Origin of the sequence: Acinetobacter sp. GFQ9D191M, assembly GCF_011174875.1 — a bacterium.
Lineage (GTDB): Bacteria > Pseudomonadota > Gammaproteobacteria > Pseudomonadales > Moraxellaceae > Acinetobacter.
Genome location: NZ_JAALGV010000016.1, coordinates 111386 through 125782, shown reverse-complemented (window position 1 = coordinate 125782; position 14397 = coordinate 111386). Strand labels below are relative to the sequence as shown.

15 protein-coding genes are annotated in these 14397 nt (G+C 40.4%); 9 read left to right on the top strand and 6 right to left on the bottom strand.

Annotated features, from left to right (window positions below; genetic code table 11):
- Positions 1 to 615: 615 nt before the first annotated feature.
- Positions 616 to 840 carry a hypothetical protein gene (locus tag G5T77_RS03045; RefSeq protein ID WP_159124508.1) on the top strand — a complete coding sequence of 75 codons (225 nt, stop codon included), beginning with the start codon at positions 616 to 618 and terminating at the stop codon, positions 838 to 840.
- Between the two features lie 264 nt (positions 841 to 1104).
- Here G5T77_RS03045 and G5T77_RS03040 read toward each other — a convergent pair whose 3' ends face one another.
- Positions 1105 to 1401 (bottom strand): hypothetical protein, encoded by a 297-nt coding sequence (locus tag G5T77_RS03040; protein ID WP_354667256.1) that lies wholly within the window; start codon positions 1399 to 1401, stop codon positions 1105 to 1107.
- Here G5T77_RS03040 and G5T77_RS17425 point away from each other — a divergent pair.
- Positions 1345 to 1473, top strand: coding sequence for a hypothetical protein (locus G5T77_RS17425; RefSeq protein WP_354667255.1), 129 nt, complete (start codon positions 1345 to 1347; stop codon positions 1471 to 1473). The two genes, G5T77_RS03040 and G5T77_RS17425, sit on opposite strands and share 57 nt — an antisense overlap.
- 278 nt (positions 1474 to 1751) lie before the next feature.
- On the opposite strand, the gene G5T77_RS03035 is transcribed toward G5T77_RS17425, so the two are convergent.
- Entirely contained in the window at positions 1752 to 2450 is a 699-nt protein-coding gene (locus tag G5T77_RS03035) for an exonuclease domain-containing protein (protein WP_166135972.1), read from the bottom strand.
- A gap of 351 nt (positions 2451 to 2801) precedes the next feature.
- Here G5T77_RS03035 and G5T77_RS03030 point away from each other — a divergent pair, with 351 nt between their 5' ends.
- From G5T77_RS03030 to rnk, 3 genes are all read left to right on the top strand, one after another.
- On the top strand, positions 2802 to 4031 hold the full coding sequence (locus G5T77_RS03030; protein WP_166135975.1) for an alpha/beta fold hydrolase: 1230 nt from the start codon (positions 2802 to 2804) through the stop codon (positions 4029 to 4031).
- A gap of 154 nt (positions 4032 to 4185) precedes the next feature.
- On the top strand, positions 4186 to 5439 hold the full coding sequence (gene glyA / locus G5T77_RS03025) for a serine hydroxymethyltransferase (protein ID WP_004784306.1): 1254 nt from the start codon (positions 4186 to 4188) through the stop codon (positions 5437 to 5439).
- A 393-nt stretch (positions 5440 to 5832) separates the two neighbouring features.
- Complete coding sequence (gene rnk / locus G5T77_RS03020) at positions 5833 to 6237, top strand: nucleoside diphosphate kinase regulator (RefSeq protein ID WP_034171243.1); 405 nt, start codon at positions 5833 to 5835, stop codon at positions 6235 to 6237.
- 63 nt (positions 6238 to 6300) lie between these two features.
- On the opposite strand, the gene G5T77_RS03015 is transcribed toward rnk, so the two are convergent.
- Positions 6301 to 6789, bottom strand: a complete 489-nt coding sequence (locus G5T77_RS03015) for a TIGR00645 family protein (RefSeq protein ID WP_005236522.1) — start codon at positions 6787 to 6789, stop codon at positions 6301 to 6303.
- A 399-nt stretch (positions 6790 to 7188) separates the two neighbouring features.
- On the opposite strand from G5T77_RS03015, the gene G5T77_RS03010 reads away from it, so the two are divergent.
- The 4 genes from G5T77_RS03010 to ahpF all read left to right on the top strand — a co-directional run bounded on the left by G5T77_RS03010 (position 7189) and on the right by ahpF (position 11877).
- Positions 7189 to 7980 (top strand): tellurium resistance protein, encoded by a 792-nt coding sequence (locus G5T77_RS03010; protein ID WP_166135978.1) that lies wholly within the window; start codon positions 7189 to 7191, stop codon positions 7978 to 7980.
- A gap of 16 nt (positions 7981 to 7996) precedes the next feature.
- Entirely contained in the window at positions 7997 to 9130 is a 1134-nt protein-coding gene (locus G5T77_RS03005) for a toxic anion resistance protein (RefSeq protein WP_166135981.1), read from the top strand.
- 37 nt (positions 9131 to 9167) lie between these two features.
- A complete protein-coding gene (locus tag G5T77_RS03000; protein WP_166135984.1) occupies positions 9168 to 10085 on the top strand; it encodes a hypothetical protein in 918 nt (305 codons plus the stop codon).
- Between the two features lie 226 nt (positions 10086 to 10311).
- Entirely contained in the window at positions 10312 to 11877 is a 1566-nt protein-coding gene (ahpF, locus tag G5T77_RS02995; RefSeq protein WP_166135987.1) for an alkyl hydroperoxide reductase subunit F, read from the top strand.
- 247 nt (positions 11878 to 12124) lie between these two features.
- On the opposite strand, the gene G5T77_RS02990 is transcribed toward ahpF, so the two are convergent.
- The 3 genes from G5T77_RS02990 to G5T77_RS02980 form a co-directional block, all read right to left on the bottom strand.
- Positions 12125 to 12379 carry a YfhL family 4Fe-4S dicluster ferredoxin gene (locus tag G5T77_RS02990; RefSeq protein WP_166135990.1) on the bottom strand — a complete coding sequence of 85 codons (255 nt, stop codon included), beginning with the start codon at positions 12377 to 12379 and terminating at the stop codon, positions 12125 to 12127.
- Between the two features lie 3 nt (positions 12380 to 12382).
- The gene (gene yegQ / locus G5T77_RS02985; protein WP_166135993.1) at positions 12383 to 13792 is read right to left on the bottom strand and encodes a tRNA 5-hydroxyuridine modification protein YegQ; all 1410 of its coding nucleotides are present in this window, start codon (positions 13790 to 13792) and stop codon (positions 12383 to 12385) included.
- A gap of 133 nt (positions 13793 to 13925) precedes the next feature.
- Positions 13926 to 14336 carry a Cd(II)/Pb(II)-responsive transcriptional regulator gene (locus G5T77_RS02980; RefSeq protein WP_159123205.1) on the bottom strand — a complete coding sequence of 137 codons (411 nt, stop codon included), beginning with the start codon at positions 14334 to 14336 and terminating at the stop codon, positions 13926 to 13928.
- Positions 14337 to 14397: the final 61 nt, after the last annotated feature.

Genomic DNA, 14397 nt, shown 5'->3' with positions numbered 1-14397 from the left:
ACAAACCCGGTACGGTTCAAACTCTTTTACTTAAGACTTGAAATTGTATTTAGATGAAATTATTCATTTTTCACATAAATAAAGAATATTTTATTGAAATTTAAATAGATAGGATGTGGAGATCGAAAAGAATAGAGTTGTTTATAGTGCTCTATTAATCCAGCCAAAATATTCTAATCTGCTTTTGAAAAAGCACAATTTAAATATTGTATAAGTCTTCTTTTAGAAGTGTAAAAGCGTATTGTTGGTAAAAAAAAAATCCTGCTATATTGAACTCATGGTAGGTCATAAAACGAAACGACGCTACCAATAAGTTGGACGGATCAATGACAGTTAGTTGAGCTCGAACTTAGGTTCAGGCAATAAATCTAGCACTAGCCATCCAACACAGAGCCCGCAGCGATGCGGGCTTTTTAATGCTAAATTTTAAGCGAGAGTTGTTAATCATTTCGACTCTTTTATTTGTATAGCATATTCTTCATTAGCGACTATATATAGTCAATAAAAGGTGTTCGCTAAAAAATCTTACATATTCGTTTGAAAGCCTTTCAAATAACTATGTTATAAGAATTCAGACAAGCAAATTTAATAATGCCAATAAAGGGAGGTATGACGATGACAAAAGATTTAATTGAAGTGCAAGTCAAAAACCAGTATGGCAAAATTCTGAATGTAAAAGCATTACTACGTGCTGGCGCTCAGCATAGTGATCCGTCCCAGCGTTTGGAACAGCAAGTCGAATATATTGTCGTGGATGATGAAATTATCCGGCCAACGATTGAACTGTTATTTGCCAGTGAGCAGACCGACTGTATCTATCGTGTTTTAGAACCTAAATAAGGATCCGGGATTCATTATGCTGCTTTGCGACCCTTAAAAAAAGATATAGCTCATCCAATGATGAGCTTGATTTTGATATCTTAGTTCAGCTTCTTTATAAATAGTTTGATGCAGAATAAAAACTGATAAATTTAATTCAAAGAGATTGGATAAATTCCTATCATTTCTCAGTTTCTTAATTTTTTATGTTATATAGCATCAAGCTATCTACATAGATGATCTAAATGAACTTCTTCAAAAATACGCTCTGAGAAAAGCATTATTTCAGAAAACTTTTAATGTGACATTTACATCATAACGGTCAAACTCGTCCAGAATCTGATGAAGTGTTTGCTGTCCGAGTTCATCTGCAGGCCTAATATGTACTTCCTGATTGGTCGCGCTGTCAAAACATTCAATGGTTTGAATTAGCCAATGATGTTCGATTGAACTCTTTTGAATTAATACCCGTCGTGGCTGTAATGCGTCACTGATCTGGCGGGGCAGTACATAAGTAATCGCAAGTTGTATAGTGTCCAATTCTTCAGCTGGACTCAAAAAAGTGATTACCCAATTGCCCACTTTACTGAGCTGCATGGGATTATCAAAGGCATCGAATTCGAGATAATATTGCATGGGAAGAAAGAGGATTAATTTATATTATTTCCTATATGCACCTGTTTAGAGGGGGTGTTCTATCACGCTAAAGTATAAGAACAGCTAGATGCAAGAAGTGATTAAATATTAAATTATTAAAAATCAATAAATTAATATTGATTTGTATCTATTTTTATTCTGAATATCGATTAGTTAAGAGCTTTAAAGACTAAGATAGTCATCTATAAAATACTTTATTTCACTTGCTGAATAAAACAAAACATGATTAGTTAAAAATCCCTCTCAATATTTAGAGAGGGACGAAAAAATTTAATTTACAGCGTAAGGATCGCGGTATTTTCCAATGCTTTGCGTAGATAAGGATCTAAGTCCTCCTGACGAAGGAGCCACTGAACATAGTCAGCAGGAAGTTCGGCAATCGCAGTACCACGGTGCTTACCGAAATTGATGGTACGTGGAATACGCGCATCTTCAGATGCTTCATAGAGTTCTTCAATACTGCTGATTTTCAGGTGATGCACAATATGCATCAGGATATTTGCTGTCAAAATGATATCCATATCGGCGCGATGGGCTTTACGGATCATTTCTCGGGCGCGCTCGCTGCCTTTGGTAATCATATAGATTAATGCAGAGATATTATGTGCTTCAGCCTCTGGCCAAACACGGCGGGCGAGGGCAAGGGTACAAATTGCTTTAATATTCGATGAATCGACGCCACATTTTTCTAAGGCACGAATATCATAATCAATATTATGGCCAATGATATAAGTGGTTTCTTGCGGGAGTTCAAAGCTGCTGTAATGCGGTTGTCCTTCCAAATCGGACTGCAGAATATGATGTACGGCCATTGCGGCAAAGGAAATCGGTTCGTCGCATGAATAAAGCTGATCAAACAAGCGACTTTTATCCAGACTGATTTTATGGTCTATGATCTCTACAGGCGCATAGGCAATTTCAATGGGTTGACCATTCAAGGTATGGGTTTCAGTATCGAGAATGATAGCCTGCATGAAGAAAATATGCCTGAAAAAAAGTGGATATCAAAATCTAACATTATTGTTTCGATCCTGACAATTGAAATGCCGGATTTCAACTTTAATTGCAGACTTTTTGACTGATATAGAATATTTGTAATCTACACTTATAAATAAAAGTTTTCAAAGTTTCTGTAAATATTTCCAAAACTTAAATTTATCGTGTTGGAATGGTCATAAATTAAATCGCTATTTATTAGAAAAATAACAAAATAATCTCTTGTATTTAATGAAATAACTTGGGAAATTATTGTCTAGTTTTATCAACTGATAAAGATAAAACTATAAAAATTATGAGAGATAATAATTAAGACAAGGATAAGATCGATGAAACGTCATGTATTGACTGGTTCTCTACTCGCGCTAAGCGTAGCTTTAACTGCCTGTAATGATAGCGATGATGATCGTTATTATGAATCCAAACCCGCTATTCCCGTGAATAATATCGACAATCCGGTCGTAACCACACCTGTAGCTTATACCAAAACAGATCTGACTGCTGTTGCTGATGAAAGTGTGGTCATGACCTATAAGATGTTGGGTATTAATAATAAGGAAACCCAAGCGACGGCACTGCTTTTCACTCCAAAAGGAACGCCTCCTGCAAAAGGTTGGCCGATAGTGGCATGGGCACATGGTACGACGGGTGTGGCCGATCAGTGTGCACCAAGTCGCAATGAAATAAATTCTTATATCAAAAATATGATTGCCGGATTCCTTCAAGCGGGATATGTGGTCGTTGCGCCTGATTATGAAGGTTTGGGTGAGCCGGGTGGAAAAGAACTTCATCCTTTCCTTAATCTTAAGAGTGAAGCCTATTCCATTACCGATGCTGTCGTCGCAGCAAAAGAATATTTAGGTTCGGAAGCCTCTAATCAATGGATGGCTGTCGGTCATTCTCAAGGTGGTCAAGCGGCTTTAGGCGCTGCCCAATATGCAGCACGTGCTTCTCAAATGACTTATAAAGGTACGGTAGCTTTAGCACCTGCTTCTAATTTCAGTCTGATTCTGGCAGGTGGTGAGGCTCAAGCTGGACAAGAACCAGATCTGAATAAAAAGATTCAAACTCTAGCCTCTTTAGATACTTTTACCGCGCTGATCGTCGCGGGATTGCGTAATCCGAATCCAAATCTGCAATATATTCAGGTCTTTAAAAGACCAACAGACGAGATTGCCAAGAATGCCGAAACAGATTGTTATGATGTATTAGGCAACAAATTCGGTACGGCAATGGGAGCTTATACCCAAACCAATGGGAATCTGGAAGAATATCCGCGTACTCAAGCTAATTTTATGAGTATTCCAGTAGTGAAGAATTTCCTGGATAAAGACTCTCAGCCTTTACAGGTTAAAGTGTCTACACCTGTGATTATTTATCAGGGAGAGGCGGATTCTACTGTTCCAAAGGCTGCAACAGATGTTTTAGTGAGCTTAGCGAATCAGAAACAAACCTCGGTACGATATATTACGGACGGTTCATGGGATCATGGTAGCGTCTATGCACTGAATATCGCTAATATTATTTCAGATGTAAAATCTCTAATGCCAATTCAATAACTTATTTTTATCTCTATAGCTCATGTTTTTTTAAGCATGAGCTATTTTTATTGCAAACTGAATAAAGTTCATGATCGAAATTGGCAAAGTTCATGTTACAATACGCGCCAATCTTAGCACGGCTTAAAAGCCCTAATTTAATAGGACCTCGCTAATGTTTGCCAATATCTCTATTGCTGAATTTGATCCAGAAATCGCTCAAGCAATCTCTAACGAAGATGCTCGCCAAGAAGCGCACATCGAGTTGATCGCTTCTGAAAACTATTGCTCACCAGCAGTAATGGAAGCTCAAGGATCAAAACTCACTAACAAATATGCAGAAGGCTACCCAGGCAAACGCTACTATGGCGGTTGTGAATATGTAGATGTCATTGAACAATTGGCAATTGACCGTGCTAAAGAATTATTTGGTGCTGATTATGCTAACGTTCAGCCACATGCTGGTTCTCAAGCAAACTCTGCAGTTTATTTAGCGCTGCTTAACCCAGGCGACACAGTATTGGGTATGAGCTTGGCTCACGGTGGTCACTTGACTCACGGTGCGAAAGTAAGCTTCTCAGGTAAAACTTATAATGCAATTCAATACGGTCTGAATCCAGAAACTGGTGAGATCGATTATGAAGAAGTTGAACGTCTAGCTGTAGAACACAAACCACGTATGATCGTAGCTGGTTTCTCTGCATACAGCCAAATCGTAGATTGGCAACGTTTCCGTGACATCGCGGATAAAGTTGGTGCTTACCTGTTTGTAGATATGGCTCACGTTGCTGGTCTGGTTGCTGCTGGCGTTTACCCAAGCCCAGTTCAAATTGCTGACGTAACAACAACGACTACTCACAAAACTCTTCGTGGTCCACGTTCAGGCCTGATCCTTGCAAAAGCGAACGAAGAAATCGAGAAAAAACTTCAATCAGCTGTATTCCCGGGTAACCAAGGTGGTCCTCTGGTTCACGCGGTTGCTGCTAAAGCAATCTGCTTCAAAGAAGCAATGGCACCTGAATACAAAGCATACCAACAACAAGTGGTTAAGAATGCTCAAGCAATGGCTGAAGTTCTAATCGAACGCGGTTACGATGTTGTATCTGGCGGCACTAAAAACCACCTGTTCTTGTTGTCTCTGATCAAACAAGACATCACTGGTAAAGATGCTGACGCTTGGTTGGGTGCTGCACACATCACTGTGAACAAAAACTCTGTACCAAATGATCCACGTTCTCCATTCGTGACTTCAGGTATCCGTATCGGTACACCTGCTGTAACGACTCGTGGTTTCGGTGAATCAGAAGTTCGTGAACTTGCTGGTTGGATCGCTGATATCCTTGATGCTAAAGGCGATGAAGCTGTGATCGCTGCGGTTAAAGAAAAAGTTGCTGCTGTTTGTGCTAAATTCCCTGTTTACGCAAAATAAGCCTAACTTGAGAAAAGCCCCCTCAAGGGGGCTTTTTTATTGGGTGATATTTTTTCTGACTCATCTTCTGCTGCTAGCTTTTACGATGAGTTAAAAGGGAAGATAAGATCAAAGCTTAATCAATCCTATATAGAAAATACTTATCCTTTTATAAAACAAAGTTGAGAAATACAGATCCTATAAATCTGATTTCGAAAAGAGTATTGAGTTTTTCTAAAACTGGTTACATTCTTTGAAAAACAGCTTTATAAGTTGAGTTAAGACACAATTTTTTTAGCAGCTAAAAATAGATTTTTTATATTTGAACTTAATTTAATCTGATTAACCACTTAGAACCTAGATTCATTCGCTTTTTAAAGACTATTCAATCATTCATTAAACAAGGTAGTAAGAATGGCTAAACCAAAAATTATTTTATCTGAACAGGATGTGGAGCGTCTCGAAACCATGCTTGAAAATCAAGACAAGCTCAGTGAGACCATGCTTCAACTGGAAGATGAACTGGCTCGTGCTGAAGTGGTCAAGCCAGAGGACATGCCAAGCAATGTGGTGACCATGCATGCGCGTGCATTGCTGACGATTGCACCATCAACGGAGCCTGTAGAAATCACCTTAGTCTACCCGCATGAGTTTAAAGGTGAAAAAGGGCAAGTGAATGTCGTAGCACCGATTGGAACTGCAATCTTGGGCTTGGCAGAAGGACAGACCATTGAATGGCCACAACCTGATGGTCAGTTGATGAAAGTCACGATTGAAAAAGTGCTGTATCAGCCGGAACGAGAAGGTGACTATCTATAATTTTTTAGTTAATTCGCCAATATAAAAAGGCCCCTATAATCGGGGCTTTTTAATATCCATGTTTTAATGCTTTGTGAGTTTATCCAGATAACCCATAATAAATGCAGAAATCACAAAAGTCAGATGCATAATGATGTACCACATGATTTTGTCATTCTCGACGTTGCGGGCATCCATAAAAATACGCAGTAAATGAATCGAAGAAATAGCTACGATGGAAGCCGCAACTTTGAGTTTAAGCGAATTGGCATCCATAGTGCCGAGCCAGTTCAGGCGGGTTTTATTTTCATCGATTTTGAGTTGTGAAACAAAATTTTCATAACCTGAAAACATCACCATCACAATAAGTCCACCAACCATGGTCATATCAACCAGGGAGAGAATTACCAAGATCAGGTCAGCTTCAGTATATTCAAAGATATGCGGCAGGACATGAATCACTTCCTGAAAGAATTTTAAAGCCAGCAATAATAAAGCGAATGATAAACCAAAATAGACAGGAGCTAAGATCCAGCGTGCGGCATACATCGTATTATGAAAAAAACGTTCCATTTTATTCTCAGGTTACCTACTTTATTGTTGATCTTGATCATAAATAATTCATGCTTAAAATTCGAGAATTATTTATGTTTTATAATGCCTTATAAGTATTCTTAAGTTTAAAAAAAGCTTAATTAAGACCATAAATTAACTTGGCATTTATTGTGCTTATCCTTATTTGGTTGATTATTAGCCTATTTGAGGCTGATGGGAAAGGTTATAGAGCAACAGCAGGCTAGAAGCAAAATGATTCATACAAGAAATGACTGTAGGCCAAACTTAATTCCAACAATATCTTCAACGTATATAAAGAAAATTCTATGGCTTGAAGCATTCCTTTGCAAAATGCTACATGTTATGTTGAATGAAAAGACGTACTATAAAAATCGAATTCATTGAGTTTAAAGGGCCATGTCACAGATAGATGTTTTGATTCCAATCCAAGACATTGCAGTAGAGCAGAGCGAGATTCTAAGTATCAAGCGCAACGAACTTGTGCCTTTACTCCACGATCAATACAAGCTGAATCATTATGCGGACTCACTTATTCAGGCGCAGGCAGTACTATTAAATGGGGTAGATCCCCATCTGACCCAACAACTGAGCCAGACGATTGAACAGCTGATTCACATGCTGGCTCAATCAAAAAAATATTTAAAAAAACGTAAATTTAATGCCTTGCAGAAATGGCTGGGTATTGATCTGGACTATGGCTCAAGTCAGGTTGAATACTATAAAAAACTGGACTATTTACTGGATCAGGCAGATCACCTTAGCCGTAAGTTGCAAATTGAAATCCAGAAATCCCAATCGCGATTCCAGCAGCTGATCGGTTTACGTGAGCAAATGGCCAAGCATATTGTGGCAGCAGAAGAATTTTTATCTGAATATCCGCAGTTTGTCAGGAATCAGCATCCACTGGATAATTTTTCTGAGCGGCTGTCAAAAAAGGTGCATACCTTAAGAACCTTGCAAAGCAGTAATGACATTGCCATTACCCAGATGCAATTGTCCCAGCAACTGTCTTATAGCCTACTGGATCGGTTTAAAGAAGCGCAACAGGTGCTGATTCCGGCCTGGCAATATCATGTCAAACAAAGCCAGACGAAACACTCGACAAGTGATCTGGAAAAACTTGATAATAGCCGGGACAATTTGATTAAAACGTTAAAAAAGTCACTCGAGAAACCCTCGAATACATAACAATATAAGGTGAAACATGACCAAATCTGATGTAGTAAATTTACCTGTCGAAAGCTCAACTGAACTGACTGAACAGAAGTTCCAGCAAATGGATCTCAAAGAGCTGGGCTTGCAGCCTGCCGATTTTCAGGGGGTCTTGGCAGCACGTAAAGAACTGCAGAATATGAGTCATAATAGTGTGGCCGAATATGGCAAAAATATAGCCACCAAAACTTCAAGCTATACCGATGAATTGCTGAATCTGGTACAAAATAAAGATCTGGATGCAACCGGTCAAAAGCTGAATCAGGTGGTGCAGGTGGCACAGCAACTGAATACCAGCAGTATCTTGAACAAGAAAAAAAGTTCAGGATTTCTGGGCAATATCATCAGCAAATTTAAGGGCGTGAAAGATAATTTTGACTCGCATTTCAATACCACTAAAGAACAGATTGATGTACTGGTCAAGGAAATTGAAACTTCACAATCTGGATTAAAAGCCCGCGTTGATACCCTGGATAAAATGTTCGATGGGGTGCAGGAAGAATACAAGCAGCTGGGTATTCATATTGCAGCTGGACGTTTACGTGAACAGGAATTGCAGCAGGAAATTGCTGTGCTTACAGCTTTGCCACAAGATCAGAGCACCACGCAAAAAATCTATGACCTAAATCATCTAGCCAATAATCTGGAAAAACGCATCAGTGATTTACAGGTATTGCAGCAATCTGCGATGCAGACTTTGCCTATGATCCGGATTATTCAGTCCAATAACCTGATGCTGGTGGATAAATTCTATGCCATTAAAAATATCACATTGCCAGCATGGAAAAACCAGATCAGTCTGGCCATTTCACTGAATGAACAGAAGAACAGCGTACAGCTGGCCAATACCATTGATGATGCGACCAATGAGCTTTTACGCCGTAATGCAGATTTATTGCATCAAAACTCGGTCGATACGGCAAAAGCCAACCAGCGTTCTGTTATTGATATTGAAACGCTTGAACATGTGCAAAATACCCTCATTAAAACTGTTAATGATGTGATTCAGATCCAGAAAGAAGGTGTACAGAAACGTACTGAAGCAACGGTACGTTTAAGAGCCTTACAAGATAATCTGAATCATTTGGTGATTGAATCAAGTACCAGTGGATCTAAACCCAACTAAATGCAGTAGGGCCAAGATCTAAAAAAAGGAGTGGAGATTGCCGCCCTTAGATGAATATGCTGTAAATCCTCAGGAAATCAAGCAAGGGGTCGTCGCACTCAAAAAGCGTCAACGTAATTTGATGCTTTTGGGACTGACCACCTCTACGGTCTGTATTGCATCCGTGATAGGTCTATTCTTTCAGCAGGAAATGGTTTATGGCTTTTTTGGCCTGAGTACTCAGCTTCAACAGCTGCATTTACCAGTCAGTGTCGATGCTAATCTGGCCAGTATTGGGGATAGTCCGGATTATTTCTTTGCTCTATTAAGCTGGTTTGGCTGGCTGATTCTGAAAATCTTTGCCTCTTTTATTGGTGCATTTTTTCTGGTTGGATTGCTGAAGAAGTTTCGCTTCTTCTATGTGCGCTTTCAGTCTTTCATATTGAAGTTTGTAGGCTGGCTGATTTCCTTTATCGTGATCTGGTCAGGACTGACTTATTGGCAATATGACCTGAGAAATGACCGTGAAGACGCTTATCAGCAAGTGGTCTATTACGATAGTAATATCAATGATAGTGAAGTGGCTCGTTATCTGGTTGATTCCGATATTGCTTCACCGGTGAAATCTTATTTACTTGCCCAAACTGCACTCTTGCATAAGCCTGTGGATCTATCCGCAGCCAGACCTTATGTCGCACAAGTAGTTGAAGCAGAGCGGCAGGATAACAAGTTTGAACAATACGGATTTAAACCGGAACAGATCTGGACCATGCAGCAACAGGTCTATGGCAAAAGTCTAACGCCTGTGGCACAAAGTGTAGATCGTCAAGCCCAGCAAGCCGAACAAGTCAGCAAGATTACCAATGTCATCATTATTGGCATTGCCATCTTATTTGCCTTGCTTAGCTTAATCATATTTGTACTAGCTAATTCAATTAAGGGGCGTTCGCTACGTATTGAACAGCGAATCTTCTAAACTTAAAAATGCTCCTTTAAAAGGAGCATTTTTATTTTCCAACCTATATTCGGTTTCTTTGGGATAAAAGGCATAAATTCTAGCGATAATAAAAAATAAAATGAGGAGATGGTTTTTGATCTATAAAAACGATCATTAGGATAAAAACAAACTGTTTTACCTATTTTTGTTATTCACTTAATATAGCTTCATCGAATAAATATTTACTCCCTTGGAGACGTTAGCAATGTTAGATCAAAATACTTCAGCTCAATTAAAAACACTACTTGAACGTTTGGAAGGCCCGATTGAATTAGTGGCAACTCTGGATGGCTCTGACAAATCAGCCAAAATCAAAGAACTGGTTGAGGAAATCGCGCAACTTTCTGATTTAGTGACTGCCCGTTTTGGCGGTACCAACAAACGTGCACCAAGCTTTGGTGTGGCAAAAGCCGGTGAACAGCCTCGTGTGTTCTTTGCAGGCTTGCCGATGGGTCATGAGTTTACTTCCCTGATTCTGGCATTGTTACAAACTTCAGGCTATGCACCAAAAGTCTCTGCCGAAGTTCTGGAATCAATTAAAGGTTTGGGGATCAAATCTGACTTTGATGTATTCGTATCACTCAGCTGTCATAACTGTCCGGATGTCGTTCAGGCATTGAACCTGATTGCCATCTATAACCCGGGTACAACAGCAACCATGATCGATGGTGCTTTCTTTCAGGACGAAGTGGAAGAACGCAAAATCATGGCCGTACCAATGGTCTTCCAGGACAATGAACATATCGGTCAGGGTCGTATGACACTGGAAGAAATCATTGCCAAACTGGATACCAATGCCGCAGCCAAAGACGTGGAAAAACTCAATGCCAAAGACGCATTTGATGTCCTTGTCATCGGTGGTGGACCTGCAGGGAATACTGCAGCGATCTATGCAGCACGTAAAGGCATCAAAACTGGGATCGTGGCTGAACGCATGGGCGGTCAGGTGATGGATACCATGGACATTGAAAACTATACCTCAGTGCAAAAAACCCAAGGTCCGAAATTTGCTGCGGAGATGGAAGCACATGTGCGTGAATACGGTGTTGATATCATGAACCTGCAACGCGTGTCTGACATCAAAGGCGCAGATCGCACAGCCAATGGTCTGGTAGAAGTGACTTTAGAGAATGGTGCCAAACTTGAATCTAAAACCGTGATTCTGTCTACCGGTGCACGCTGGAGAGAGATGAATGTTCCAGGTGAGGCAGAATACAAAACCCGTGGTGTAGCGTACTGCCCACACTGTGATGGTCCACTGTTCAAAGGTAAACGTGTTGCAGTCATCGGTGGTGGTAACTCGGGTGTGGAAGCTGCGATCGACCTTGCAGGGATTGTTGAGCATGTAACGCTGGTTGAATTTGACACCAAACTTCGTGCAGACCAGGTATTGCAGGACAAACTGAATAGCTTGCCAAACACCACTGTGATCAAAAATGCACTTTCTACCGAAGTCATCGGTGATGGTTCACAAGTCACAGCGTTGAAATACAAAGACCGTGCCACTGATGAAGAGCACACAGTAGAACTTGCAGGGATCTTCGTTCAGATCGGTTTGTTGCCAAACACCGACTTCCTGAAAGGAACTGATGTTGAGCTAACTAACCGTGGCGAGATTGTGATTAACGAACGCAACGAAACCAATGTGAAAGGTGTGTTTGCTGCAGGTGACTGTACCACTGTTCCTTACAAACAGATCATCATCGCGACTGGTGAAGGTGCCAAAGCATCATTATCTGCCTTTGATTACATCATCCGTTCTGGTCAGTAAAAAAAGAAGCACCTGGAATCCCCACATCCCAGGTGCTTAATCTCAAACACCTATTATTATTTTCGCTTTATAGGAACTCAGGACGCTAACACCCGGGTTCCTTTTTTTAGTTATTGTTAGATCAGCCAAAAGCGTCCCCAATCGCTTTTAGCTGTTCCTTTCCTCTGGACAGTTTTTGTTTTCAACCCTTATTTTTATCTTTCCCCAAGGTTGTTCTTAGATGAAGTCATAAGACTTCATGCATCATTCAAGCTTTGAACAGATTCAAACCTTTAAATTTTTCCATTAACTGCTCTTGCGTTTCCTGATGTTCTGGATGCGGCACAATGCACTCAATAGGACAGACGGCAATACAGGTTTGATGATCATAGAAACCCACACATTCGGTACAACGATTGACGTCAATTTCATAAAGCTTCTCGCCCTCATAAATTGCTTCATTTGGGCATTCCGGTAAGCACATATCACAGTTGATACATTTATCGGTAATCAAGAGCGCCATTTTTTAACTCGCCTGATAAGCCAATGAAGAGGCTGAAATGTCTACAGATGATGATGGCAGATTACGGATCAGCAGGGCATACTGCATATTGACATCTGCAGGCACTGGAATTTCAACGACATGACCTGAACCTTTGGCATCTTCAATCAGATTGCCTTTACGGTCTTTGATCTCAGTTAAGGTAAAAGTGATGTTGCCTTTAGTGGTCATCAGCTCTAGTGAATCACCAACGACAAAACGGTTTTTCACATCAATCTTGATATAGTCACCATTACGCTCTAACACTTCTCCACAGAACTGCTGATGATCGAAACTCGATGAACCATTTTCATAGTTTTGATATTCACTATGCACATGACGACGCAGGAAACCTTCGGTATAACCACGATTCGCAAGACCTTCCAGTTGCGTCATGAGTGAAGGGTCGAATGGCTTACCAGCAAGCGCATCATCAATGGCTTTACGGTAAATCTGCGCAGTACGCGCACAGTAGAAATAAGATTTGGTCCGACCTTCAATTTTCAGTGAATGTACGCCAATCTTGGTCAATCGTTCCACATGCTGTACCGCACGCAGGTCTTTGGAATTCATGAAATAGGTGCCATGTTCGTCTTCTTCTGCCGCGAACATGTCTTCATCATTACGCTGTAACAGTACAGGTTCATAGAAATGATGTTGGGCTTCTTTATGCACCTGGTCGATGTCTTTCGAACAGCAGCCTGAATCCAGATTTTTAACCGGGATCACATCGCCCGTTTCATCTTCCTTGGCATCCAGTACTTGGTATTCCCAGCGGCAGGCATTGGTGCAGGCGCCCTGGTTGGCATCGCGTTTGTTCATATAGCCAGACAGCATGCAGCGGCCAGAGTAGGCCATGCACAACGCACCATGTACGAACACTTCGATTTCGATATCTGGAACTTGCTGTTTGATTTCTTCGATTTCTTCGATGGACAGTTCACGTGACAAAATTACGCGAGTAAGTCCCATATTCTTCCAGAACTTTACAGTTGCCCAGTTCACAGCATTGGCCTGTACAGACAGGTGAATGTCCATGTGCGGGAAATGCTCACGCACCAGCATGATCAGACCAGGATCGGACATGATCAGCGCATCTGGCTGCATTGCCACGACTGGTTCAAGGTCACGAATAAAATTTTTCAGTTTGGAGTTATGTGGCTGAATATTCACCACGACATAGAATTTTTTGCCAAGCTTATGCGCTTCTTTGATGCCAATCGCCAGATTGTCATGGTCAAATTCATTATTACGAACACGCAAGCTATAACGCGGCTGGCCGGCATAGACTGCATCTGCACCATAAGCAAAGGCATAACGCATGTTTTTTAGGGAGCCAGCAGGTGAGAGAAGTTCGGTAACGTGAGAAATGCTCATGATAAAATCGAAAGACATATAAAAAGTACGTCTTTATTCTAGTCATCTAAAATCAGGATTCAACCTAGTAAATAACTCGGAATTGGCATAATTTAACTCAATTTCAAGTTAAAAGATAAACAGTAAACGGTTTAAAATATCCATAAATATTTCAGCTATTTTCAATAGATTCCAGTGTTTTTAAAATCTGGCAATGATTAATCGTGGTTGGGGTATTACAGCTTTCGCGAAGCGCCATTAACTGCTGTTTAAATAATTGTAATTCTTTAATTTTATTTGAAATATCTATAAGGTGCTGATCAATCATCTGGTTAACTTCACAGCAATCCTGTTCAGGATTCTGTTCCAGCTGAATCAGGTATTCAATTTCTTTTAAAGACATGCCTAAAGCACGACAGCGTTTGATAAAAATCAAGCGTTTTAAGGCCTCGTCGCCATAATAACGATACTGGTTACTTGCTCGAAAATTCGGCTGAATCAAACCTCTTTTCTCATAAAATCGAATGGTATCAGTGCTTAAATCAGTTTTCTTGGCTATATCAGAAATCAAATAATGTGACATAAATACCTCAGGCTTGACCTTGGAGTGACTCCATAGTTTCTAATGACTTTATCGCATTCAG

Bases quoted from the DNA above. Each gene is read 5' to 3' on its own strand.
- G5T77_RS02990 (WP_166135990.1), bottom strand. From the start codon at position 12,379: ATGGCGCTCTTGATTACCGATAAATGTATCAACTGTGATATGTGCTTA.
- yegQ (WP_166135993.1), bottom strand. From the start codon at position 13,792: ATGTCTTTCGATTTTATCATGAGCATTTCTCACGTTACCGAACTTCTC.
- ahpF (WP_166135987.1), top strand. From the start codon at position 10,312: ATGTTAGATCAAAATACTTCAGCTCAATTAAAAACACTACTTGAACGT.
- glyA (WP_004784306.1), top strand. From the start codon at position 4,186: ATGTTTGCCAATATCTCTATTGCTGAATTTGATCCAGAAATCGCTCAA.
- G5T77_RS03010 (WP_166135978.1), top strand. From the start codon at position 7,189: ATGTCACAGATAGATGTTTTGATTCCAATCCAAGACATTGCAGTAGAG.
- G5T77_RS03045 (WP_159124508.1), top strand. From the start codon at position 616: ATGACAAAAGATTTAATTGAAGTGCAAGTCAAAAACCAGTATGGCAAA.
- G5T77_RS03005 (WP_166135981.1), top strand. From the start codon at position 7,997: ATGACCAAATCTGATGTAGTAAATTTACCTGTCGAAAGCTCAACTGAA.
- G5T77_RS03035 (WP_166135972.1), bottom strand. From the start codon at position 2,450: ATGCAGGCTATCATTCTCGATACTGAAACCCATACCTTGAATGGTCAA.
- rnk (WP_034171243.1), top strand. From the start codon at position 5,833: ATGGCTAAACCAAAAATTATTTTATCTGAACAGGATGTGGAGCGTCTC.
- G5T77_RS02980 (WP_159123205.1), bottom strand. From the start codon at position 14,336: ATGTCACATTATTTGATTTCTGATATAGCCAAGAAAACTGATTTAAGC.
- G5T77_RS03015 (WP_005236522.1), bottom strand. From the start codon at position 6,789: ATGGAACGTTTTTTTCATAATACGATGTATGCCGCACGCTGGATCTTA.
- G5T77_RS03030 (WP_166135975.1), top strand. From the start codon at position 2,802: ATGAAACGTCATGTATTGACTGGTTCTCTACTCGCGCTAAGCGTAGCT.